Source organism: Streptomyces sp. N50, assembly GCF_033335955.1.
Taxonomy (GTDB): Bacteria; Actinomycetota; Actinomycetes; order Streptomycetales; family Streptomycetaceae; genus Streptomyces.
Window position 1 is genome coordinate 3,573,815 of the sequence record NZ_CP137549.1, and the last position, 24,144, is coordinate 3,597,958.

Annotated in this window: 15 protein-coding genes; 3 read left to right on the plus strand and 12 right to left on the minus strand. The window is 68.9% G+C overall.

The genetic code is table 11. The features are described 5' to 3' along the window. Nucleotides 1-4: 4 nt before the first annotated feature. The 7 genes from R2B38_RS15620 to R2B38_RS15650 form a co-directional block, all read right to left on the minus strand. Nucleotides 5-1,468 carry a cytochrome P450 gene (locus tag R2B38_RS15620; RefSeq protein ID WP_318016774.1) on the minus strand — a complete coding sequence of 488 codons (1,464 nt, stop codon included), beginning with the start codon at nucleotides 1,466-1,468 and terminating at the stop codon, nucleotides 5-7. Next, nucleotides 1,465-3,495: an Rv3235 family protein gene (locus tag R2B38_RS51310; protein WP_411978455.1), complete on the minus strand. Its 2,031-nt coding sequence runs from the start codon at nucleotides 3,493-3,495 to the stop codon at nucleotides 1,465-1,467. The genes R2B38_RS15620 and R2B38_RS51310 overlap by 4 nt, the downstream gene beginning before the upstream one ends. Nucleotides 3,496-3,768: 273 nt before the next feature. Then, entirely contained in the window at nucleotides 3,769-4,812 is a 1,044-nt protein-coding gene (locus R2B38_RS15630) for a nucleoside triphosphate pyrophosphohydrolase (protein ID WP_411978456.1), read from the minus strand. A gap of 146 nt (nucleotides 4,813-4,958) precedes the next feature. Further along, complete coding sequence (locus R2B38_RS15635; protein ID WP_318016775.1) at nucleotides 4,959-5,606, minus strand: SurA N-terminal domain-containing protein; 648 nt, start codon at nucleotides 5,604-5,606, stop codon at nucleotides 4,959-4,961. 135 nt (nucleotides 5,607-5,741) lie between these two features. Next, nucleotides 5,742-6,368, minus strand: coding sequence for a hypothetical protein (locus R2B38_RS15640; protein WP_318016776.1), 627 nt, complete (start codon nucleotides 6,366-6,368; stop codon nucleotides 5,742-5,744). Nucleotides 6,369-6,374: 6 nt separating this feature from the next. Continuing rightward, nucleotides 6,375-6,947 carry a hypothetical protein gene (locus R2B38_RS15645; RefSeq protein ID WP_318016777.1) on the minus strand — a complete coding sequence of 191 codons (573 nt, stop codon included), beginning with the start codon at nucleotides 6,945-6,947 and terminating at the stop codon, nucleotides 6,375-6,377. 62 nt (nucleotides 6,948-7,009) lie between these two features. Continuing rightward, nucleotides 7,010-7,837 (minus strand): glycoside hydrolase domain-containing protein, encoded by an 828-nt coding sequence (locus R2B38_RS15650; protein WP_318016778.1) that lies wholly within the window; start codon nucleotides 7,835-7,837, stop codon nucleotides 7,010-7,012. A 414-nt stretch (nucleotides 7,838-8,251) separates the two neighbouring features. Between R2B38_RS15650 and R2B38_RS15655 the strand changes: the two genes are divergently transcribed. Then, nucleotides 8,252-8,611 carry a hypothetical protein gene (locus tag R2B38_RS15655; RefSeq protein WP_318016779.1) on the plus strand — a complete coding sequence of 120 codons (360 nt, stop codon included), beginning with the start codon at nucleotides 8,252-8,254 and terminating at the stop codon, nucleotides 8,609-8,611. 68 nt (nucleotides 8,612-8,679) lie between these two features. Here the strand turns inward: R2B38_RS15655 and R2B38_RS15660 are convergent, their stop codons facing one another. Further along, nucleotides 8,680-9,150, minus strand: coding sequence for an ATP-binding protein (locus R2B38_RS15660; protein ID WP_318016780.1), 471 nt, complete (start codon nucleotides 9,148-9,150; stop codon nucleotides 8,680-8,682). Nucleotides 9,151-9,326: 176 nt separating this feature from the next. Between R2B38_RS15660 and R2B38_RS15665 the strand changes: the two genes are divergently transcribed. After that, nucleotides 9,327-10,163 (plus strand): helix-turn-helix transcriptional regulator, encoded by an 837-nt coding sequence (locus R2B38_RS15665; RefSeq protein ID WP_318016781.1) that lies wholly within the window; start codon nucleotides 9,327-9,329, stop codon nucleotides 10,161-10,163. An 8-nt stretch (nucleotides 10,164-10,171) separates the two neighbouring features. Continuing rightward, the gene (locus R2B38_RS15670; protein ID WP_318016782.1) at nucleotides 10,172-10,366 is read left to right on the plus strand and encodes a DUF397 domain-containing protein; all 195 of its coding nucleotides are present in this window, start codon (nucleotides 10,172-10,174) and stop codon (nucleotides 10,364-10,366) included. Here R2B38_RS15670 and R2B38_RS15675 read toward each other — a convergent pair. From R2B38_RS15675 to R2B38_RS15690, 4 genes are all read right to left on the minus strand, one after another. Further along, complete coding sequence (locus tag R2B38_RS15675; protein ID WP_318016783.1) at nucleotides 10,350-11,465, minus strand: hypothetical protein; 1,116 nt, start codon at nucleotides 11,463-11,465, stop codon at nucleotides 10,350-10,352. The two genes, R2B38_RS15670 and R2B38_RS15675, sit on opposite strands and share 17 nt — an antisense overlap. A 47-nt stretch (nucleotides 11,466-11,512) precedes the next feature. Continuing rightward, nucleotides 11,513-13,141 carry a M48 family metallopeptidase gene (locus R2B38_RS15680; RefSeq protein ID WP_318016784.1) on the minus strand — a complete coding sequence of 543 codons (1,629 nt, stop codon included), beginning with the start codon at nucleotides 13,139-13,141 and terminating at the stop codon, nucleotides 11,513-11,515. 1,019 nt (nucleotides 13,142-14,160) lie between these two features. Further along, on the minus strand, nucleotides 14,161-14,694 hold the full coding sequence (locus R2B38_RS15685) for a hypothetical protein (protein ID WP_318016785.1): 534 nt from the start codon (nucleotides 14,692-14,694) through the stop codon (nucleotides 14,161-14,163). A gap of 155 nt (nucleotides 14,695-14,849) precedes the next feature. Then, nucleotides 14,850-24,107, minus strand: a complete 9,258-nt coding sequence (locus tag R2B38_RS15690; RefSeq protein WP_318016786.1) for a LamG-like jellyroll fold domain-containing protein — start codon at nucleotides 24,105-24,107, stop codon at nucleotides 14,850-14,852. Nucleotides 24,108-24,144: the final 37 nt, after the last annotated feature.

A 24,144-nucleotide genomic window follows, 5' to 3' on the forward strand; every position in this document is an offset into this window, starting at 1 on the left:
CTGTTCAACGGCGTTCCGGGGTGAACTCCACGGGCAGGGTGCGCAGTCCGCGCATGATGAGGCCGCCGCGCCAGCGCAAGTCGGCCGGATCTCCGGCGAGTTGCAGGTCGGGGAGGCGGGTGAGGAGGGTCGCGAGCGCGGTCTGGCCCTCCAGTCGGGCGAGCGGGGCGCCGAGGCAGTAGTGGATGCCGTGGCCGTAACCGAGGTGTTGATTGTCACGCCGTCCGAGGTCCAGGACGTCCGGGTCCGCGAACCGCTCCGGATCACGGTCCGCGGCGGCGAGTACGACCAGCACGGGGTCGCCGACCGCGATGTCCTGCCCGCCGAGGGTGAGCGGACGCGTGGCGAACCGCCAGGTCGCGAGCTCCACCGGGCCGTCGTAGCGCAGGAGTTCCTCTACGCCGGTCTCGAGGAGGCCGCTCTCCCCCGCGGCCAGGGACTTCTCCAGGCGCGCACGCTGCTCGGGGTGGCTGAGCAGGGCGTACATCCCGTTGCCGATGAGATTGACGGTCGTCTCGAACCCGGCGAAGAGGAGGATGAAGGCCATCGCCGCGGCCTCGTTCTCGGTGAGGTGCTCGCCGTGGTCGGAGGCGCGGATCAGGCCGGAGAGGAGGTCTTCGGTGGGGGCGGAGGTGGGGGTGCCGGGGAGGTTTTCGCCGGGGTTCGAGGTGGGGGTACCGGGGAGGTTTTCGCCGGGGTTCGAGGTGGGGGTACCCGAGAGGCTCCCGCCGGGGTTCGAGGTGGCGGTGCCGGAGACGCTCCCGCCGGAGTTCGGGGTGGGAGCGTCGGAGAGGGCCTCGCGCTTGCGGTGGATGAGGTCGGCGAGGTAGGCGCGCATCTTCTTGACGGACCGGGCGACTCCGCCCCGCGGGCCGCCTCCGTGACGGATCATCATGCCCGCCCAGTCGCGGAAGTCGTCCTGGTCCTCGCGGGGGACGCCGAGGAGGTCGCAGATGGCGTAGATGGGGAGCGGGAAGGCGAAGTCGTGGATGAGGTCGGCGGAGCCGTCGGCCGCGAACCGGTCGATCAGATCGTTCGTCAACTCCTGCACCCGGGGCGCGAATTCGGCCACCCGCCGGGGCGTGAACGCCTTGCTGACCAGTCGTCGCAGGCGCGTGTGGTCCGGCGGGTCGATGTTCAGCAGATGCGTCATCAACTCGGCCTTGCGCTCACCCGGGATCCCGGTCTTGCCCTTCGCGTGCGCCGGTTCGTCGTGGTGCGCGGGGTTCTTGGAGAGACGCGGGTCGGCGAGCGCCTGCTTGGCGTCGGAGTAACGGGTGACCAGCCAGGCCTCCACCCCGCTGGGGAGGCGGGTCCTGTGCACGGGGGCGTGCTCGCGGAGCCAGGCGTAGGTGGGGTAGGGGTTGGTGGCGAATTCCCAGGTGAAGAGGTTGGGGGCCGGGTCCGGAGCGGGGGTCGCGGGAGCCGCGGAGGTCGGCGGGGTGGGGTGGCTGGGCTGGTTGGTCACTCCTTGACGGTATCCGGGGTGGGGGTGGGGGCGCCCAGTTCCACCGCTGTGCAGCACCAGCGGAGGTCCGCGCCGCGTTCCAGGCGGAAGGCCATCGCCCGTACCTGGTCACCGGCGCCGATGCGGGCGAAGGCCTCCACGGCGCCCTCGCGGGCGACGTAGTAGCCGATGCCACGAACCACCGGGCGGGTGCCGCCGGTGACACGCAGGGGACCGTTCTCGGCGAGCCGGGCCAGTTCGTCGTAGGCACGGCCCGCAGTGTGCCGGAGCATCCAGTGGACGGGCCGCTGACCGCTCAGCACGGCGAGGAGACGGTCGGCGAAGACGTCGGTGGGGCGGGGCTGCGGAACGCGGCTGCGGGCCGGCACCGTACGGGGAGCGCCGCGACTCGCAGCCACCTCGCGACGCCCCGCCGCCGCGGCCTTGCGGTACCAGCGCAGCGCCTCGCCCTCTCGGCCGGTGCCGACCAGCATGTCGCCGAGTTGGTGGGCGGCCGCGGCGTTGCCCGCATCGGCGGCCTGGCGCAACCAGGTCTCGGCCTGGTCGCGGAGCAGGGTGCCGAGAGTGGCGGCGGCTTCGGAGTCGCCGGCCTTGGCGGCCTGTTCCAGGTAGGGCTGGGCCTCGGTCAAGTCGCCGCGGGACATGAGGAGTTCGGCCAGTGCGGCGGCCGCCCGGTCGTGGCCCTGCTTCGCCGCCTCGGAAAGGCAGTGTTCGCGGCGGACCAGTCCGAGACCGTGGTCGTACCTGCCGAGACGGAACAGTGCCTCCGCGCTGCCGGCCGCCGCTTGGGGCATGAAGTGCGCGACTGCTGCCTTCGCGAACCGCAGGTGGAACGCGGACCCCTCGCCCTCGTCGAGCGCGAGCGTCCTGACCGCCTCCAAGACCTCGTGGGGAATCGTGCGCGTCTGCGACGACCGCCCCGCGTCCGCCGCCAGCGAACCGAAGGCACGCAACCCGCCTCGTGGATCGTCACCGTCCCCGACGAGCATCCCGGTCACCCCGTGCCGAACCTCAGTGGCCCAGGCGAGGGCGTCCGCCCATGACTCGCGTCCCGGGTCGAACCCGTCCAACGGCTCGTAGTAATCGCTCAGTTCCTCCAGAACGTCCGGTGTCACCCCCTTGTCCACCCCGAGCCGAGCCAGGTCGACCGCCACTCGCACCACCCCATGCCCGCGCGGATGCGCCGTCACCCGGCGTGCCCGCCACCACTCGTCCCACAGCTCCGGGCCGACCGCCAGGTACTCGGTCACGCCCCGCTCCCGGTGCCATCTGCGAGCGTCGGCTAGGCGTGGATCGTCCTTCTTTCCGAGCCTCGTCAGCTCCGCCTCGCTCCAACGGCACGTCAACTCCAGCGTCTCCGCCCGCGCGAGCACCCGTGCCGCAGGTCCCCCGCCGAAGCGCCGCGCGTCGTACGCCTCGTCGCTCATCGTCGCGACAACCGGCACGTGCAGCTCGGACAGCTGCGCCAACAGGGCCGAGTCCAAGCCGCGTTCACCCAGGTGACCCTCCAACTCGTCGAGCCAGAGCACATACGAACCGTTCCGGTCCCGCAGCACGCCGGGCAACGCGTGCAGATCGACGCCGGGCGAAGGGCCGTAGACCCTTGTCTTCGGTGACAGTGCGTCGCGTACGGCGGCCCATGCGGTGCGGCTCTTGCCCGCGAGGGGTTCGCCCGTCACCACCACCAGGCCACCGGTACTCACGAGCGCGCCGAGCTGTTCATCGATGTCCCGCCTTACGTAGGGCGGGAGTTCGGGGTCCCGGTCCAGGCGCCGGGTCCTGCGCACGCCCAGGCCGATGGGGTCGGCGGCCTCCACGGTGGTCCATCCGGAGGGGTCGTGGAGAGTGCCGGTGCCGTAGTGGTTGTGCTGGACGGCCGCCACCGTTCCGTTGAAGGTGCTGCCCCGGAAGTCGAGGTGATCCTGGGACGGATGCGGCTCGTGCGGGCACGCTGCAAAGTAGGGGGTCAACTCATCGATGAGCGAGGCGAGTTCAGCGGCGGCCAGGACGGGTCTGGACGCGTTCACGAGCACATGGTGCAGCCTGAGGTACCACTGCCTCTCAGCAGTGTTCGGGCTGAGCTCGGCCAAGTCGCCGAAGGAGCGGTCGGTCGCCGCATGGCGGCGGAACCACCCCGCGAAGCCGTCACGAACCGGGACCCACAGAGCCGTTGAGGCTGCCCCCTCCGCGAGGAGACCCGCCCCGTCCACCGCCAACCGCTCAACGTCCGTCGCCACACTCGCCCCCGCGCACACTCCAACGACTCCACGCCAAAGGTACTGAGTCGGAGGGCCGCCGATTCAGCCTTCGGTCACAGTCCCATTGCCGACCCCGGTCTCCTTCTCCCTGATCGCATCCCGATAAACCCGCCCCGCCGCCCGCAACGCAGCCTCCGGATCCACCCCTGCCGCCTCCGCCCGCACGGCCAGCGCCAGCAGTTCGTACCCGATGCCGTCGTCCCCCGTGGGCAACGGCACCTCAAGTCCCGCCGTACGCACGCGTGATGCCAGCTTGGACGCGAGGGCGAGGCCCGGCTGGCCCATGGGGATGCCCTCGGTGATGGAGGTGCGGCGCTTCTCCTCGGCCTTGGTGCGGAGCCAATGCGCCTTGACCTCCTCGGGAGTTGACGCCGTTTCGTCGCCGAAGACATGGGGGTGGCGGTGGATCAGCTTGGTGACGATGCCGGCGGCCACGTCGTCGATGGAGAAGGGGGTGTCGGGGTCCTCCTCGGCGATGCGGGCGTGGAAGACGACCTGGAGGAGGACGTCGCCGAGCTCCTCGCGGAGTTCGTCTCGGTCGCCCTCCTCGATCGCCTCGACGAGTTCGTACGCCTCCTCGATGCCGTACTTCGCCAGGCCCTTGTGGGTCTGCTGGGAGGACCACGGGCACTCGGCGCGGATGCGGTCCATGACCTGGACGAGGTCGAGGAGGCGGGCGCCGGGCAGGTCGTAGGAGGCGGGGAGCAGTTCCAGGTCCGGCATCTGGATCCGGCCCGAGCCCGCCAGGCGGGCCAGGCCGTCGGTCAGGGCCGGTTCGCCCTCGCCCGTGGCCACGATCACCACCGTGGAACCGTCCGCGCAGGCCGCGACCAGTTCCTCGGCGGTCGGGGACGCCTCGTCCACCTGTATTCCGGCCTCACGGAGATACGGCAGCTGCGGATGCGCGCCGTCCGCGCACAGCACCCGGTCGGCGTCGCGCAACGCTTGCCAGGCGGGCCAGGACAGCAGACCGGGGGCGACGCGGTGGCTGGTGGTGAGCAGGACGATGCGGCCGGGGGTGGGGGCCGGGATGCCCTCGGGCACGGGTGCCGGGTTGCCCTCGGGGGCGGGGCTGGTTGCGTTCACCCACCGAACGTAACCCACGCCGCCGACACCCCCGGAGTTGTCCACAGGCCGGCGAGCAGTCGCCCCGTTGTCCACAGGCAGGCCTCCGACCTGCCCGCCCCGCCTACCGCCTACTGCCGACCGACCCGCCGTACCGTTACGCCGCCTTACGCCGACTGCTGAGTCGCCGTCGCCGTAACCTCCCGCACCCACGGCGTCTTCGCGTCCACCCGGCTGCTCTTGGCCACGTCCCACGTGCCGTAGCGCGGGTTGAGGTCGACGTGGAGTTCCTTGGAGGCGGTGGAGAGGGCCTTCCAGAAGGCGGGCTGGGTGGTGTCGGTGCCGAGTTTCGCGGCGAGCTTGCGGCCCTCCACCTGGAGGCGGAGGTTCTCGTCGAGGCGCTGCGGGGGGACGCCGTACTGGGCGAGCCAGGTCGCCTCCAGGGCCTTGGCGCCGCCCGCCTGCTGGGCGAGGGCCGCCCGCATGTCCTGGATGTCCTTGCGGGTGACGGTGACCCCGGCGTCCTGGGCGGCACGGTGGACTACCTGGTCGAAGACCATGCCGTAGAGCGTCTCGCGGGTGAGGCCGCCGGTGGTGGCGATGGCGCGCTCGTACTGCGCCTCGTTCTGGACGGACGACCGCTGGGCCGTGCGCACCTCGTTGACCCGGCTCTGCAGCTGCGCGACGGTGATGCGTTGCCCGCCCACGACGGCCGCGGCGCCGGGATGCGCCTCGCTGCCGCAGGCGGTCAGGGCGGGGGCCGCGGCGGCGATCACGGCGGTGAGGACGAGCGCGGTGCGACGGCGGCGGTGCAAGGGAGCCTCCCGAGGAGATTGTGCGACGGTGCACAAAGTCTTGCGGTGATCGATGTTAGGCAGTGGGTCGCCTGGGGCCAACCCATTCGACCAACGATTCACCAGGACTTCGGGCACCGGCACGCACGCGTGGGCTCAGCTCTGTGCGTCGACCGCTCGTTCCACCGCGGCGGCGACACCCGCGCGCAGCCCGTCGCCGTCGGGCACCCAGGCCACGTTCGTACCGGCCTTGCCCCCACCGCCGCTGCCGATCAGCACGAAGCCCAGCTTCGGGTACCGCGCCGTCGTCTCCTGCGCCGCCGTCACCTCGGGGCCGCCCACCGCGAGGACGACCTCGCAGGAGCCCTGGAGCATGGCGTTGAGGAAGGGGCGGGCGTTCGCGGCGCTCTGCTGGCCGGTCACCGAGGTGTAGTTCACGCGCGCGTGCGTCTTGAGCGAGGCGTCCTGCATGCCCTTCCAGACCGCGGCGGCGGTGCTCCCGTTGATGCCCTGACGGTCGGTGAGCAGGCAGGCGTCGGTCTCGGTGTAGTGCCGGGCCCGGGTGGCGGGGATCGGCGGGCGGCTGGGGTCGTGCCGGGAGAGGACGATCCCGGTCACGATCACCGCGAGGGCTACGGCGACGGCGCCGGCGATCATGGCGATGGTGCGTCCGCCGAGCGAGCGCAGCCCGACGACCACGGCGCGCCCCACGCGGCTGAGCCGCCCCTGTCTCCCCGCCGGGACCGCACGCGCCTGCGTGACCTGCCGGACCTGCTTGGCCATGTACCGCTACTCCTCAGCCCGTTCGACCACCACGTCCTTCGCGCGCTCGACCACCGGGGCCTCCGGCCGTTCGACCATCGGGACCTCCGGCCGCTCGACCGCCAGGGCCTCCGCCCACTCCCCCGCCGGCTCGACCGCGAGAGCCTCGGCCCGCTCCCCCGCCGGTACCCCGGCCCCGGCCCCGACCCCGGCCTGCGCGCCGAGCCACCGCCACCGCCACCGCCAAGGCCACCGTCGCTCCCGCTGCCCCGCCCGCCGGGGCCACGCCGTCCACGCGTGCGCCGAGGCGCCCGCCATGGACAGGGTGATCAGCAGGAGGTCCACCCCGAAGAGCACGCCGTGCGTGTCGACCGGCGTCAGCGCGACCTCGGTGATCCAGGCCGCGAGGACCGCGGTGAACCCGGCGAACGCCAGCCAGTCGGCGCGAGTGCGACGGCGCAGGGCGAGGACGAGAGACGGGACGGGACACAACAGGCCCAGGCTGAGGACCGGCAGCGCGGCGAACCCCACCCGCACGGCCGGCGTCCGCAGCACCGGCGCGCCCGTCGCCCGCAACACCCGCAGCATCCTCATCGCCATCACCCCTCACCCTTGACCCTTGCCCCTTCACCCCTCAGCCATCGGCCCGTTCTCCGCGCGCCTCAGCCGGTGATGGCGACCGGCGCGTCCCACGTGTCGCGGTCCACGGTGATCGTGTAACCGCCGCGGGTCTCCTTGCTGTTGACCAGGTACTGGTGCGCGCGGCTGTGGCTGGTGAACTGGGTGGAGCCCCACGGCCAGTCCGAGGTCGTCGTGTACGTCTTGTCCCACAGCGCGTACCAGAGGTTGCCCGGCAGGTCCGTCTTGTTGGTCGCGGTCGCGATCGCCTTGGCGCTGGAGCTGGAGAAGCCGTAGAGGCCGCTGCGGTAGATCTTGGCGTGCAGTTCCTTGTCGAAGGCACGGACGTACGTCAGCACGGCGTTGTTGCAGGCCGTGTTCGTGATGTCGTACGACTCCATGTCCAGGTAGACCGGGCTGCCGGCCTTGAAGCCGAGCGCGGCGGACTTGGCGACCGCGTCGTCCGCCTCGGACTTGCCGACCGCCGCGGCCGTGGAGGCGCTGATCTTCACCGAGCCGCCGGAACCGCAGGACGGCTGCGAGCCGACGTAGAGCGGGATGAACTTCCAGCCGACCGTGGTGAGGGACTTGACCCAGGACGCGGTGAGGTTGGGCTGGCTGCAGCCGCGGTTCTTGCCGCCGATGTAGACGGCGGCCCCGCCGTAGGCGCCGTCGGTGTGCCAGGCCTTCATCGCGGCGAGGGAGGGCGCGGCGCAGGTGTCGAAGGCGCGGCCCGTGTAGGTCTTCTGGGCGGGCCAGGTGGTGGCCGCCATCGAGTTCGTCGCGGCGATCCCGCCGCCCGCGACGACTGCGGCACCGGCCACGCCCCACGTGATGTATCTGCGCTTCCTCGACTGCCGGTGTTCTGCCATCCCCGCCCCTGTTCATGACAAGCGGACGCCTACGACGTCCGCGGAAGTTACCGAGCCCCGAAGGCCCCCTGAAGCGGCGCGAGCCCGGCGCGGCGACGCCGTACGACAGTCCGGCGTACGGCTGCTCCCGAACTGTCCGTGTTCTCACCGAACTGTCCGTGCGCGCGCGGGGCTTGGGCGCCCTGAACGGTTCGCAACGTAACCGACGGCGTCCTTTCGTCCGGGAAACAGCTCCCCTGGAACGCCACAAGATTCCCTCATGGCACGGCAAAAACTCCTGCCCCCGGGAACGCGGACCGGACAAACCCCCTCCTGGCGCGCGGATCTCGGCGAACGCCCGGAGCTCCGCGGAGCCGTTCGTCCCCCCGCACGACGGCCGTTGCCCTAATCTTGCCCCGACCTTGGGGGGTTGACATGGAGAAACGGCTCGAGGCCGGTTGGTGGCAGCGGATCGCCTGGGTGGTCCTCGCCTGGGGATCGTGCGGCGTACTGATGTGGGTGCCCTTCCTGTACGTCGCGATCCGCCGCGGCCGGGTGTCGGACTGGGGCGCGGTCGCCTCCTTCGCGCTCTACGAGTGCGTGACGCTGCCGCTGATAGCGGTCCGCGGCAGCGGGGACGACGACCCGTTCCTCGGCCTGGCCCTGATCGTGAGCATGCTCGTCGCGGCCGTGCTGCTGCTGTTCGGGGTGTTCGACAGGACGACACCGAAGCAGCCGGGGTACATGGGGATTCCCACTCCTGCGCCGGCTCAGCAGAATCCGTATCTGCGGTAGATGTCCGCGGTGGGTCGCGTCTTCCGGGGCAACCGGGGTGACAGAGCGGGCGAGTTGGGACCGAGTCCCTACGCGGCGGAGGCACCGGGTGCGCCGGACTCGCCGGACACGGCGAGCAGTTCGCACCAGACGTACTTGCCACGCCTGCCATGCCTGGCGAGCGGCTGCCAGCCCCACTGATCGGAACAGGCCCGGACCAGCGCGAGCCCCCGCCCGTCCTCGGACTCCGCGAGCTGGTCCAACGGCCTTGACGGGGGCGGGGGTTCGGGATCGGCATCCCACGCCCCGATCCGCAGCACACCGCCCGCCCACTGGACGCGCAGATCGGCGGGGCCGTCGGTATGCCGTACGGCGTTGGAGACCAGCTCGGTCGCGATGAGTTCGGCGGTGTCGACCAGGCCGATGAGTCCATGGACGGTGAGGATCAGGCGGAGGGTGCGGCGGCTCACGGTGACGGCTCGGGGGTCGTTGGGGATGGAGAGGGCGTACTCCCAGGGGGCGGGGGCGATGGGTTCGATCTCGCGCTCGGTTCCGGGCATGGGTCAACTCCGTTCAGGTGAAGGGGAGTTCGCGCGGTGGCTCTGCCACGGCCGTCGCGGCATGACGGGGTGGTGCACTTCCGCAGCGTGTGCGTTGCATCACCGACGGTAGACCTTAGATTTAAGAAACGGCAAGCCGATCGCGTAATCTGCCCCCGAACGAGGAGGAGCAGTCGATGGCGACCAAGCGCGAACCGACCGCACGTCAGATGCGGCTGGCAGTCGAACTGCGCAGACTCCGCGAGGCGGCAGACCTGAGCGCCCGCGAGGCGGCGGCGCTGCTGGGCGTGAACTCCGTCCAGATCAGCCAGATCGAGTCCGGCACGTCGGGTGTGAGTGAGAAGCGTCTGCGCCAGCTGGCCGCGCACTACGCCTGCACGGACGAGGAGTTCATCGACGCGCTGGTCGAGATGGCCACCGATCGGACGCGGGGATGGTGGGAGGAGTACCGGGGCCTACTGCCCACGTCGTTCCTGGACCTGTCGGAGCTGGAGCATCACGCCCGGTTTCAACACCACGTGACGATCCTGTACGTGCCCGGCCTCCTGCAGACAGAGGACTACGCCCGCGCCGTCTTCTCATCCCGACTTCCCGAACTCACCAGTGATGAGCTTGAGTTGCGCGTCCAGCACCGTCTGGCCCGCCAGAAGGGCACCATCCCGTACGAAGCGGTGATCCACGAGGCGGCACTTCGGATCAGAGTCAGCAACCGGGCCACGTCGAGGGCTCAACTCACCCGACTTCTACAGTCTTCCGAAGCGGACCACATCACCTTGCGCGTGATCCCCTTCGACGTGGACGACTTCGCCAAAGCCTCCAGCACGATGACGTACCTGGGCGGCGCCGTGCCCAAGCTGGACACGGTGCTGCGTGATGCCCCGCACGGCTCGCTGCTCGTGGATTCCGAGGCTCAACTCAGCACCTACCGAACGAGGTTCCGTATGGTGGAGGCCTCATCACTCGAACCCGCACAGTCGCGCGAGTTCATCCACAAACTGGCGAAGGAACTGTAGGGCACTCCATGGACAACTGGCGGAAGTCGTCCTACTCGGGCGAGGGAGACGGCAACGAGTGCGTTGAGATCGCCAGCTCCCCCGCGTACACACACGTATCCGTACGCGACTCGAAGGCGCCGGCCGGGGCCACGCTCACGTTCCCTGCGGGAACCTTCGCCGCCTTCGTAGACGTACTCAAAACGACTACGGGCGACCGCTGAAGCCCGCGGGGCGACCGGCCTTCTCCCACTCGACGAAGGTGTTGGTCCGGGCGAACACGAACTGCTTGACCGGGTCGTCGAAATAGCTCCACGGCACGCTGCCGATGTACTGGCCGACCGCGTGGAACTGCTCGACTCCCTCCGCGTACCGCTTGGTCCGGAACAGGGTGTAGGCCAGCATGTGCCGAATCGACGGCAGCCGATAGTGTCCGGGCGGCATCTGGGCCACCGCGTCCAGCGTGGCGTCGACGGCCGCCTTCACATACGGCCGTTCGTAGACCGTGAGGTCATTCTCACGGGTCTCGTACTCGAAGAGCGCGTCAAGACGCAGTGCGGGCAGCAGGCTGCCGGGCGGGGCCGAGGCCGCGGCCTGCTCGGCGAACGCGAACATCGAGTCGTGCGAGCCACGCCACTTGGCGCACCAGTACTGGAGGGCGCTGCAGTGGGCCCTGTAGTGGTACGGATCGCGGGCTGTGATCTCGGCCCACAAGGCGCGGAATTCGTCGTGCGACCAGCCCAGGCCCAGGGCGATGGAGATCTGGGCGATCCAGGGGCTGGGATCGTCCGGCGCCATCCGCGCGGCTTCCTGGCAGGCGGGCAGCGCCTCGGCCAACAGCCGGTGGAAGCCCTCGAACTGCTCGGCCGAGGTGAGCTTCGCGAGCTTGGCGCCACGGACCTCGCCGGCGATCGTGACCAGCGCGTCGGCGTGTACGAGGGCGGCGGCCGGGTCGTACGGGTACTCGGTACGCCAGGCCTTGAGCCAGGTGTCGTCCTTCGCGGCCGCGTGGGTGAGGATGCCCACCCGGTACCACCTCAGGTCCCAGTCCCGGCCGGCCGCCGCGAGATACGTGGCCGCCTGACGCCAGTCACCGGCGAGGGCGTTCTCCGCTACGGCGTCGGCCTCCGGGTCGGGTCCCGCGAACCTGGTGTCGAGCTGGTTGGCCGGAGCCAGGCCGTACGCGGCGGCGTCGATGACGACGCGCTTGCTCTTCGCCTGCGCTTCGGCTCGTTTGGCGCGGCCCTTGCGGACGTTGCGGGGGAAGGTGACGGCGGCGTAGACGAGTACGCCGGATCCGGCTATGGCGACGAGTGGATTCATCGAGGTCTTCCAAGGAGTCACGGGAGGGGTGGAGATTACAGGGGTGGTCATCGGAGTCGGACACCGGTGAGCAGGCCACGCAGCGGGGCGGTATCGGGCGGATCCGCTGTCGCGGCGTCCAGGGCGACCTTGAGCGCCTGGCCGAAACCGTCGGGCGCCACCTCGCGTACGGCGGGGCCGGCCCAGCACACTTCCCAGGTGACGTGCCCGGCCTCCGCGAGCGCGGACACGGACAGGTGGTACAGGGCGGACCGGAAGGCCGTACGCGCGAACTCCCGGCGCGCTCGGCCGCCGCTCCGCGCGGCCACCTCCGACTTGGGCAGCAGATCGGCGGCTTCGAACCACAGTCCGCGATCGATCATGTCCAGGAGCACGTCCAACTCGGAGCGCGCGCCAACGGCCCAGCCTCGCGCGGCGGCGGCCTGACCCACTGCCGCCCGCAAGGGCCCGGCAAGACGCGTGTGCTTCGCGCGCCGGACACACAGTGCCAGTTCCTGCCAGGCGACACGTCGCGGCTCGGGCTTCGCGGTACCGGGCCACGCGGCTTCCAACTCCACGAGGACGCCGTGCGGTTCACGCAGCAGGGCCAGCGCCCCGCCGCGCGCGACATCGGCCTGCCGCATGTCGTCGGGCAGCGCCTCCATGGCGGCGATCCGCTCAAGGACAGGCGGATGGGAGTCGTACGGCGACGAGGGCTCCGCAGGCGGGTTACGCACCAACTCGGACATCTCTTCCTGGCGTAGGCCGTCGGCGAGGAAGTGGAGCAACCCACCGTGCACTTGCCCGGCGGGCGGCAAGAAACCCTCCGTGCGCCCCATCAGCGCGTAGTGCGCCAGATAGACGTCGTGAGCGCCCTCCAGAGTCGGGAGTTGGCGCAGCGCCGCGATCGCGTTGTCCCGGCCGGCGACATGGGCGGCCACCAGATCGGCGGCGAACTCCTGTCGGCGGCTCACCGCCTGGGTCGCGCGGAGGGAGAACCGGGCGTAGGGGATGAAGACCTTGGCCAGATAGTGATCCGGGCCGTCGGCCGCTCCCTTTCCGCCCTTTCCCTCCTTTCCGTCCTTTCCGTCCTTCGTGCCTTTCGCGCTGTTCCCGCTCAGCGCCAGCACGGTGCGCAGCAGACGGTCACGCGCCGCCCAGACCAACGCCTCCAGTCGGACGTCGCTGTTCGCGTAATGCCCCATTTCATGAGCGAGTACGGCGTCCAACTCTCCTGCGGACAACCCGATCAGCAGCGGAGCGCCGATGTAGAGGCGTCGCTCCCCCGGGACGAGTCCCCACAGCCGGCCACCGTGCTGAACGAGGGCCGTGGCGTCCGCGGTCAGGAGCAACTCCGTCGGCGGCCGGGTCCCCACCTGCTCGGCGATCTCACGTACCCGACGCCAGAGTCCGGGCTGTTCCGCCGAGGTCAGAGGAAGCGCCGCGGGCTGGTTCGCGCGCTCGGCTCTGCGCACGAGAAACACACTCCGCACGACCACCCAGGCGATCGCCACGGAACCGACCAGTCCCTCAAGGACATTGAACGTGAAGAGCTGCCCACTGCGGATGAGAAAAACATCGACGACAGCCAGCACGGCAAGAACAGCCAAGGCCAGCAGGTACTGGCCGACGATCACTCCGAGGGCGAGTGCGGCCCGCACAGAGACGGAGAGAACGCCTCGACCGGGCTTTCCCATGTGACTCCCTGTCATCCAATTCCTCAAAGGGAATTTTCATTGGCCCGAGCATCAAGCGACGCTCAGCATCTCTCCTACGCTTTCAGCCTGCCGGGAGAGAGAAGCAGTCGAAAGCATTGATCCTATGCAGCATCCCGTGCTACCGCACCAGAATCTCTGCGCCCGTCTTCAGGCGATCTTCGACTTTGAACCACGCCGCACACTCAACTGCTCCATCGATACCACACACCCGCGCAGGGAAATTATTGAGAACGAAATACGCAAACCGGAAGGAAGTAATTCCCCACCATACAAACACGCAGAGGCCCACCAGACCGCCTCTCGTCATAGCCTGCGGGCTACCACAAATCATCACCTGTCAAGGTGATCACTACCTAATCTGACTCATCGGTACCATCTCCGTAGACATCAAAAGGTTCACCCGCCAACCAGAGCAACGAACTACCCATCGAACTCTCGACCGACGCAGACCTGCCCAGGCCGGGAGTGGATCCGCACCGTCGAGCTGAATCGACCATGCTAAAAAGATGGCCATTTCGAACCGGAAGGAGGCACGATCTGCATCCGGTTCTCATCGCGCATATCCAATGGCCGCCGTCGGCCGACAACAACCGCAGCATCCTTCCAGGCCTCGCACGCATTGCCCGATCCCGGAACCCACAGTTAGAGCAAGGAGACGTGCCGTCTCGGCGGCTACGGCAAAGGGGTCACGTTGAAGTACCCGTACGCATGTGAAACGTCAGAGGGAAGCCCTTCCGAACCTGCTCGCTCTCAGCGCAGGTCCATGAGGAAGCACGTCGGTCGTGACACCTCTGATGTCCACACACATCACGGCCTGCCCCTTTCGCACGGCCACTGACCGAAACAACCTCAGATGTCAGCCTGCACGGGTACCAGAACCCCAGGCGTAGCAGCAACAACCAGACAGTGGGCGAATCATGTCGTACACGAGGTGAATAACGTCATCAAGTTCACACCAAGAAAGCATCCACGCCGAAATACCCCTCTCGGCTCACCAATCACTCCACCAGGAATGCGGTAAGAGCCAAAGCAAGCCGATCGCTGTATTCATCGCAGAGATCCAACAGTTGACGGCCCATCACGGAGGAGAGTAGATCATCATTTTCGGGCGCAGTCAGGATAGTCTCATGACAGGCACTTTCAACTTCTAGATTCCTGGTGCCGAAATATCCCAAACCATACGAAAGGAAGTGCTGGTCAGCACTACTTAGATAGCGCTCGCGGTCTCCTTCCCCTTCGACCACGGTGAGCGAACTATCCATATACTTGTCAAGGTAGTCGGCCAACTCCCGCGCAAGGTAAATCACCCTGTCGGTTTGGATCTCGCTCAGCTCTCCCAGCGCTTCCCCAAGCATGAGCCAGCCATTAATGGCCTCCAACTGGAAGCTCTCAGTGAACTCCGGCTCGATATCGGACTCAAACAATGGTGCAGAGCGGAGTTCGATGATGGCCTGCTGCAGCCCTCCATTGATCTCCCCATCCATCTGCGCCTGGCCAGTTCGGATCAGGGAATCGACTGCCGCAGGGTCCACTCCCCACTCCTCCGGCATGGCGATCCTGAGGAGTGGCGCCTGCAGTCTGCGTAGAGCAAGGCACGCGGCCTGATTGCGCTGCTTTCGCGACATGGCACGGATCTGAGTCGACAACGTTTCGTCATCCCGCCAGTCCAACTAACTCACCATTCCGTTCACCGATAACCCGCCGCCGCCAAGAAATTCGTCCACGCCTCATGGCCTCGCCAGACGTACATGGACTGCCCTGGAATCTTCGCACTGGTGCCAGGGGTGACTGGTCCAGTCATCTCCGCACCCACCTGGCCGAGGAAGTCCTCACAGCCGTCGGGGGCACAGGCATTGCGCGACACACCACCAGCCACTGGTGTCAGGTCATTTTGCGCCATGTAGTGGACTGCTGTCGCCTCCGCATGAGCCCCTTCCATGTTGGTCGCGATCTCGATGTCCGAACGCCCAAGGGAACTAATGTAGTCAACTTGCGCCTTCTCCAACCCCCGACCAGCACCTGAGACTACGTGGACGAGCGAGCCATCAGCCCTACGGGCAGCAGTCACTGCTGTCGTTCTGAACACGTCTCGCGCAAACGAGCTCGGGATGCTCTGGTGGATGTCGTCAGCAAGGCTCTTGGCTCCTGCTGCGATCTTCTCCGCATCACAGTTGTGGACAAGGACTGACGTGCTGCCAGCCTGCACAAAGTAGGTGTGAAGGCTGCCGATCGTCAGGTCGTACGTAGTGGTGTTCGCGTGGTACAGCCGGACACCGGTGACCTCCGCCGTCCCGGTCGGCGTCTGAAGGACGTCCCCGGCCTTCAGGTCCTTCCCCTCGACGAACGCCGACTGGGTCTCGTCGTAGAACGGGTGGTGGAAGGTCGTCGTCAGGTGCGCGCCCTGCGCATCGGACGAACCGCCCTGGGCAGCCTTGGTGCTCTGCCCAGACGTCGCCGAGGAGACCGCCGCGACCGTCTTGGTCGCTGGTGCCTGATCGGCGCCGTGGCCGTGGCTCGCGCCCAGGGCACCCAGTACCGCTGCCGACGCCGCCAGGCCGAACGCCGCCTTGCGGGCGACCTTCTTGCCCAGGGACTTCGCCCCGGCCTTCACGCCCTTCTTCGCGCCGGCCACCGCCGTCGCCTTGATCGTCAGATCGACGAAGTCGTGGTCCGTGTGGGTCACGATCACCGCGGTGACCTTGTGTGCCTCCGTACTCGTAACCCCGGGCACCGAGTTGGCGATCGTGTCGCCGACCTTCATCTGCTCGATCGCCTTGGTCGTACCGTCGGCCATCAACACCCGGGTCGAGCCCGTGAAGCTGTGGGGGCAACTACCCGACTGGGACTGAGACTTGGTCCCCGCCCCCTCACTCTCCGCCGCCGAAGCCGCCTCATCCGTGGCATCCGCAGCCCCGGCCTCCCCGGCCTCACTCGCCCCCTTGCCGAACAGGCCGCCAACGACCTCCATCGCCTTCGGAGCTGCCTTCGCCAGGAGCTTTCCGCCCAGGGAACCCAGGGCCCCGCCCAGCGCCCCGCTCACCGCCCCCTCCACCGCCGAGCCCGCGAACGCGCCCGCGCTGCAGTCGCCGCCGCCGTTCTCCGCGCACTTGAAGCCCTGCTCGACCAGCGAACCCGCCGCACCCGCCAGAGCCGCGCAGCCGATCGTGCCCACGCCCCACGTCGCCGCCTCGCAGCCCGCGAAGACCGCCGTGGAGACCACGATCGAGGTGATCGCCGCCGCGTGGTTCTTGACGAACTTCGCGGTGGTCTTCACCGCCTTCACCGTCGCGTGGTACGCCGTCCGCGTCGCGTGCGCGACCGCCTTCGCCGCCTTCTTCACCGCGTGGGCGACCTTGTGGGCCGCCTTCTTCACCGTGTGGACGACGCGGTGCGCCGCCTTCGACACCTTGTGGTACGCCGTATGGACCGCGTGAACTGCCGCGTGGTACACGCGTTTCACGTGTCTGACCGTGTAGTGGTAGACCCGCCGCGTCACCCGCACCGTCGCGCGGTAGACGTCCTTCACCTTGTGGACGACCTTCTTGGCCGCGTGCTTCACGGCGTGGACGACCTTCTTGGCCACGTGCTTGGCCGCGTGGTAGACGGCCTTCGCCGCGTGCTTGACCTTCTTGACCGCGTGCTTGGCCTTCTTCACGTCGCACGAGAAGCTCCACATGGAGCAGTGTCCGGACTGGTCCGTGCCCACCATCGGGTTGTCGTCGACGTAGGCGAAGGGGTTCGCCGCCACCGAGTCCGGGGTCGCGTCCAGCGAGACGCTGTCCTTGTTCAGGAACTCGCCCGTGTCCGGGTTGTACCAGCGTGAGGCCGTGCCGACGTCGCCTGTGCCCGGTTCCGTCCAGCCGGACTGGAAGCCCAGGTGGCCGATCAGCGTCAGCGTCGCCGTGACCTTGCCCAGCGGGTCGTAGGTCGCCGAGCCCGACAGCGTCGTCGCGCCGGATGCGAACGTCCCCACCACGTCGTCGTGCAGGTCCGTCAGGGCCAGTGCCCCGGTTGAGGAGCCCGTCTGTTTGATGCCTACCAGGCCGCCGCCCGGGTCGTAGGTGTACGACGCGTCCCCGTCCGTCGCGATCGTGTTGTCCGCGCCCGAGTAGGCGAACGCCCGGGTCGAGGACGCCGCCGTGTCGGTGTCCGTGATGTTCCGGCCCAGCGCGTCCAGCGTGTACGACTGCTCGCCCGCCACGATCTGGCCGCCGAACGCGTCCGTCCTGAACGCGGCCGTGCCGTTCGCCGTCGACGACTCCGAGGTCATCGTGCCGCGCGCCGAGTACGCGTAGGAGTTCGTGCCGTCCGACGTCAGCTGGTCGCGGGCGTCGTACGTGTACACGTCCGAGCCGACCCGCACCCGGTTGCCCGAGGCGTCGTACTGGTACGCCGTCGTGGTCGTGCCGTTGTTCCAGGACGTCAGGCGGTCCGACCAGTCGTACGCGTACGTGTTCGCCGACGCGCCCGTCACCCCCGCCGTCGTCTTCGACGTCAGGTTGCCGTTGTTGTCGTAGCCGTAGGCGAAGCTCGACAGCGTCGACGCGCCCTGGACCAGGACGTCGTTCGACAACTCGTGCGCGCTGTTGTAGGTGAACGTGCGGGTCTGGCCGGTGCTCCCGTACTTGATCGTCTTCAGGTCGTTCAACTGGTCGTACGTGTACGAGAGATGGGTGCCGCTCGCCGCGTCGTCGAGCGTGGAAAGCCGGCCCGCCGTGTCGTAGCCGTACGACTGGGTGCCCGCCGCGTCCGTGCGGCTGAGCATCGAGCCGTCGTCGTTGTAGGTGAAGCTCGACGAACCCGCCGAACCCGAGGCCGACAGCACGTCACCGCGGTCGTCGTAGGTGAACGCGTCGTGCGTGGACGCCTGGTAGTCGACGGCGCCCGCCGTGCCGGCCGTGTCCGTGTCCGCCGACGTCACGCGGCCGTCCGCGTCGTAGGAGAAGCTGTGCTTCGCGCTCGCCGCCTCCGCGCCCGCGCCCGTCATGGTCTTGAGCTGGTCGTTGGCGTCGTACGTCATCGACGTCGTCGTGCCGCCGGGTGCGGTGGCCGAGGTGACGTTGCCGTCCGCGTCGTAGGCCAGGGTCGTCGTCGTGTCCGCGGCCGACGTGTACTGGGACGTCGTCGGCTCGATCGTCTTCTCCTGCTGGCCCCACGGGGTGTACGTGTAGCGCCAGGAGTTGCCGCGGCCGTCGGTGAAGCGGGTGCGGTTGCCGGCCGCGTCGTAGCCGAACGACGTGGTGATCGACGTTGTCGCGTCCACCGGTTCTACCTGCTGGGTGATCGTGCCCGCCGCGTCGTAGGTCCAGCGGGTGGTGTGCTGGTTGGCGTCGGTGGCGGCGGTCAGGTTGCCGTTGCCGTCGTACTGCTGCGAAGTGCCGTACAGGAGCGTGCCGTTGGCGTCGTAGCTGCGGGTCGCCGTCGGGTCGTCGTCGGCGTTGTAGTCGGTGACCGTGTAACTGCCGTCCGCCAGCGTGGTCTTGGTGTTGTTGTCGTCGAAGTCGTAGGCGTAGGCGGTGGAGTTGCCCGCGCCGTCCGTCGTCGAGGTGACGTCACCCGCGCGGTTGTAGGCGTACGACGTGCTCACGTTGCCGGGCGACTTCACCGAGGAGACGTGCGCGCCGTAGGGGTTGCCGCTGGTGACGTCGTAGAGGTACTGCGTCGTCAGCGTGCGCGTGGACGGGTAGCGCTCCAGGGTCGTCGAGGTGGCCTGGCGGCCCAGGTAGTCGTAGGTCGCCTGGGTCTGGGCGCCGGTGCCGTCCGTCGCGGTGCGCTGCTCGCCGTCCGCGTCGTAGGTGGCGTGGGTCTTGGTGCCGTCGGGCTCGGTGATCTGGGCCAGGTCGCCCAGCTGGTCGTAGAGGTACGACGTGGTTCTGCCGCCGGGTGTGGTCTCGCCGGTCTGGTTGCCCTCGCTGTCGTACGTCCAGACCGTCGTGCCCGCATCGGGAGTTGACGCCCCGGCCGGGGTGTACGACGGGAGGGTCTCGCTGACCTTGTTGCCGACGGCGTCGTAGGCCGTGGTGGTGACCTGGCCGAGCGGGTCCTTCTCCGCGACCGCCTCGCCGAAGGTGTTGAAGCCGCTGGTGGTGACCGGGTTGACGGGCTGGGCGCTCGCGGGGGTGCCGTCCGGCTCCGCCTGGACCGTCGGCGCGGTGGTGACCGCGAGGTTGCCGGCCTCGTCGTACGCGTAGCTGGTGGTGTGCTGCTCGGGGTCCGTCATGGACGTGGGCAGGCCGCGCTTGTCGTACGTGTACGTGGTGGTCTGCTGGTTCGACGAGCCGACCGTGCCGCCCGAACGGCCCTTGCCGTACAGGGAGTTGATCTCGCTCGCGGACAGCGCGCGCTGGTAGGTCTGGACGTTGCTGGCCGCGCCGTTCACCGCGTTGCTGACGGCGCCCGAGGCGGTCTTCGCGCCGCCGATGGACAGCGGGCCGGAGCCGGTCCACGGGGCCGGGTTGCTCGCGGTGCCCGCGAGCGTGCCGTTGACGTACAGGTTCATGGTGCCGGTCGACGCGTCGAAGACGCCGACCAGCTGGGTCCAGGTGTTCAGCGCCGGGGCGCTGGAGGCGTAGGCGTTGTAGTACGCCGACGGGGTGCCGGAGGAGTCCGTGCTGGGTGAGATCAGGCGGTAGACGCCCTGGCTGGAGGAGTACTGGAGGTAGAAGGACGAGCGGTTGGTGCCGCCCTGCGCGACGAAGGTGCGGAACGTCGAGGTGTCCGACAGCTTCACCCACGCCGAGACGGTGTAGGAGGAACTGGTGTCCAGGACCGGGCCGTTGGTGGCGATGATGTCGCCGTTGCCCGAGGTGTCGCCGCTGAACTGGGCGGCGTCGTCGGACCAGGTCACGCCCGGTCCGGCGGTGGCGGTGTTGCCGGTGCCGGACGCGTCGGTGACGGATCTGCCGGACGTCTGGTTCAGCTTCCACCAGCCCGCCGGGTGCCCCGAGGAGTCGCCGTACAGCGTCTCGCTGAGCAGGTTGCCCATGTCGTCGTACGAGTCGGTGGTGGTGTGGTCGTAACCGGTCGAGTCGTGGTCGTTCTCCGACGCCACCTGGTCGTCCGGGGTGTACGAAACGGACGACACCCGGTCGACACCGGTCGGGTCGACGGTCGTCGACGTCGTGCGGTCGGAGGCGTCGACCGTGTACTGGGTGACGGTCTCGCCGTTGTCGGTCGCCTGGCTGAGCAGGTTGCCGGCCGCGTCGTAGGTGTCCGACTCCAGGACGTACGTGCCGGTGCCGTCGGAGCTGGTCTTCTTCACCGTCGCGGTGAGGCCGTCGTCGGTGTAGGTGTACGACGTCTTGTTGCCCATCGCGTCCGTGATCGACGCCAGCCGGTCGGCCGGGTCGTAGGCCCGCGAGGACTCCACCAGCTTGGCCGCGGTCTGCGGGCTGACGGGGTCGCCGGTGTACATCAGCGACTGCGTGAGCAGGTTGCCGTTGTCGTCGTACGTGTAGTCGGTCTCGTTGCCGGCGCTCGTCACCTCCTTGGTCTTGTTGCCGGAGGTGTCGTACGTGTACGTCGTCGTGTTGCCGTACGACGTGCCCGCCGCCACGTTGGCGTCGGACTCGGTGGCCAGGCGGTCGTAGGCGTCGTAGGTCTGGGTCTCGGTGCGCGGGGAGTCGCCGCCCTGCGCGTCGGCGACGGTCTGGGAGAGGACGTCGCCGTCGTCGTCGTAGACCGTGCTGGAGACGGCGGCGTGGTCGGCGCCCTGCGCGCGGTCGGAGATCTTCGGGTCGCGCTCGGTGACCACCTGGCCGTTCTTGTCGTACTCGTAGCTCGTGGTCAGGCCGGCCGGGTAGGTGTCGGAGACGACCTTCTGGCTGAGCACCTGGCCCACGCCGTCATAGGTGTACGACGTGACCAGGCCGATGGCGTCCGTGGTGGAGGCGACGTCGCCGTTCGCGAGGTACGACACCGAGTTGACCGCGCCGCCGGGGCTGACCGTCTTCACCGGCAGACCCTTGGGCACGACCCCGCCGTCGGCGGACGGGTAGGTGCTGGTGCCGTCGCTGTAGACGGTGGTCGTCGCGCGGCCGGCCGGGAAGCCGGGGACGGCCGGGCCGGTGACGGTGGTCTGGTTGCCCGCCGAGTCGTAGGCGTACGACGTCAGGTACGTGGTGTCCGTCGCGGACGCGGAGCGGCCGTCGCGCTCGGTCAGCAGCTGGTCGTTGCGCGGGTCGGCGGTGGTCAGCTGGGCGGTCGTGTCGTCCGGGTAGTACGTGTAGTACTCGGTGTCGCACTTGTTGGCGACCTGGTCCTGGCAGGACGTGGACGAGACGATGTTGCCGCGGACGTCGTGGCCGGTGGTGCTGACCGCGCCGTTGGGGTCGGTGACCGTGTGCTCGAAGCCGGCCGTGTCGTAGCCGAAGCTCGTCCTGTTGCCGAGGCCGTCGGTCTCGGTCAGGGCGCGGTTGCCGTTGGTGACGTCGTAGGTGTACGTCAGCGTGGAGGTCGTCGGCGAGGTCACCTTGACCGTCTCCACCGGGAGCAGCCCGCTGGAGTTCTTCGCCGCCTCGACGTGTGCGGCGACGTCGGCCGCGCTGAGCGCCGAGTGGTAGAAGGCCGCGTCGGCGATCGAACCGGTGAAGTGGCTGACGTCTCCCGGGGAGTCGAGCCAGCTCTTGGCGAAACCGGCGCCCAGGTAGAGGTGGGTGTAGGTCTGGTCGGCCGGGGTGCCGGAGTAGCTGGACTGCTGGACGCCGTCCAGGTACAGGGTCTGGGTGGCGCCGGAGACCGTGAGGGCCACGTGGTGCCAGGTGTTGTCGGTGACCGTGCCGGTCGAGCCGAACGCCGTGGAGCCGGAGCCGCTGCCCGAGTAGTAGTGGCCGTGCAGTTTGTTGTCACTGCCGACGTACAGCAGGGGCGCCCAGGTGCCGGACGTGGTGGTCGCCCCGGAGATCGCCGTCGACTGGGCGCCGACGATGACGCCCTTGGTGGCGGTCTTGAACCAGAGTTCGAGGCTGCGGTCGCTGGTGCCGAACTGCACGGAGGTCGGCAGTTCGACGTAGGAGGCGCTGCCGTCGAAGGTCGCGGCCTTGGAGTCGCTGAACGGGCCGGTCGCGCCGAGTGTCACCCCGCTGTACGTGCCGTTGCCGCCGTGCACCTCGTTGAGGGCCGCGGCCGCGCCGGCCGCCTCGCCGAGCCGGTAGTAGCCCGCGGGCCCGCCGCCGAGCACCGCGCCGCGGTAGGTCTGGCTGGAGCCGGCGACCGTGGGCGCGGCCAGCTTCCAGACGCCGCCGTTCTCGTCGGTGAGCTGCGTCAGCGTCGTGGTCGCCGGGTCGTACGTCATCGTGGCGAAGGACTTGCCGGACGGGCGCTTGACCGAGGTGAGCAGGCTGGAGGAGTGAGTGCCGTACTGGTAGAGGGAGTTGACGTCGGCGGCGACCAACGGCCGTCCGTACCAGGCGGCGTCGGCTATCGAGCCGTTGAAGTAGGTCGCGGTCCCGGTGCCGTCGGTGGTGCTGCTGTGCGGCTCGTCGGGCCAGCTGCCGCCGAGGAAGCCGGTACCGAGGTAGTTGAAGACCTGGTTCTTGCCGAAGGCCACCGCGCTCTTGATGGAGACGGTGCCGGTGCGCGAGCCGACCTTCGTGTTGTCCAGGAACAGCGTCTGCGAGTTGCCCGCTGCGCTCAGCACCACGTGGTGCCACTTGCCGTCGGCCACGGACGCCGAGGACACGATCGGGTTGATGCCGCCGCTGTACCAGAACTCGGCGTTCAGCTTGCCGTCGGTGCCGACGTAGACCGACGGCGTGTAGAAGCCGGCCGCCTTCACCGAGCTGATCGGCTGGGAGGCGTACGAGTAGAGCACGCCCGCTCCGCCCGAGGTCTTGAACCACAGGGACAGCGCGCCCGAGTCGGTGTCGTTGCCGGTGTTCTTCGGCAGCGCGACGTCGGAGGTGGTGCCGTTGAAGGTGGCCGCGGTGGAGGAGGAGCCGGTGAGCGGTCCTGCCGCGCCGAGCGTCACGTTCTCGTACGTGGCGTTCTTGGTGCCCTCGTTGGCGAGGACCGCGTCCTTGGCGGTGGTGCCGGAGCTCTCCGTGAGCGGCCAGGCCGCGCTCGGGTCGAGGTCGAGGGAGGCGTTCTGGTACTGCGAGCCGGTCGTGTAGCCGTATGCCGTGCACTTCGTCGTCGACGACGGCGCGCACACGGTGGTCAACTGGTCGCCGGTGTAACCGTAGTTCCAGGTCAGCACGGTCGCCGGATCGGGCTTGCCGTTCGCGTCGACGCCGACCGGATCGGTGGTCACGGTCGCGACGTGCGCGGCGAGGGCGCCGGACGGGGTGGACCAGGCGAGGTTCAGGGTGCGGCCGGACACGGTGGACTTCATCTGCGTGACCTGGTGGCTGGTGTTCCAGGTGAGCGCGATGGAGCGCCCGTTGGCGTCCGTGACGGTGGTGAGGCCGTAGTTGCCCGACGTCAGCAGGGTGGTGAAGGCGTAGACCGTGTCGTCCTTGTCGGTCAGGCGGTAGCCGCCGGTGCTGACCGTGGCGAACGTGGCCCAGCGGCCGGTGCCGGGGGCGAAGGTGCCGTCGCTGTTCTTGCCGTAGCCGACCTGTGAGCCGTCCGGATAGGTGACGTTGACGCTGGTGACGGCCCCGGCGGCGCTGTACTGCTCGGTGGCGCGCGCGTCGAAGATGGACGACCAGCCGGAACCGAAGGCTCCGGTCCAGCGCGGGTCACGGGAGTTGTAGTCGCGCTCGACGTCGAGGGACGGGCCGACGGTGGAGATCGAGGCGTCCGTGTCGGAGGTGGTGTAGTTGCCGATGGACGCGTCGAAGCCGTGGTCGCTGCTGTTCTGCGACAGCTCCGAGGTGACGGCGGGCTGGGGTACCTGGACGGACAACTCGTAGGGATCGGCGGGCGAATAGAGCCCGGTCGCCGAGTCGTACGCCTGGACCTCCCAGTTGTAGTTCTTGCCCCAGGCCAGTTTCCCGGCCGGCACGGTCCAGTCGCCGGTGGTGACCAGGCCCGAGTCGGCG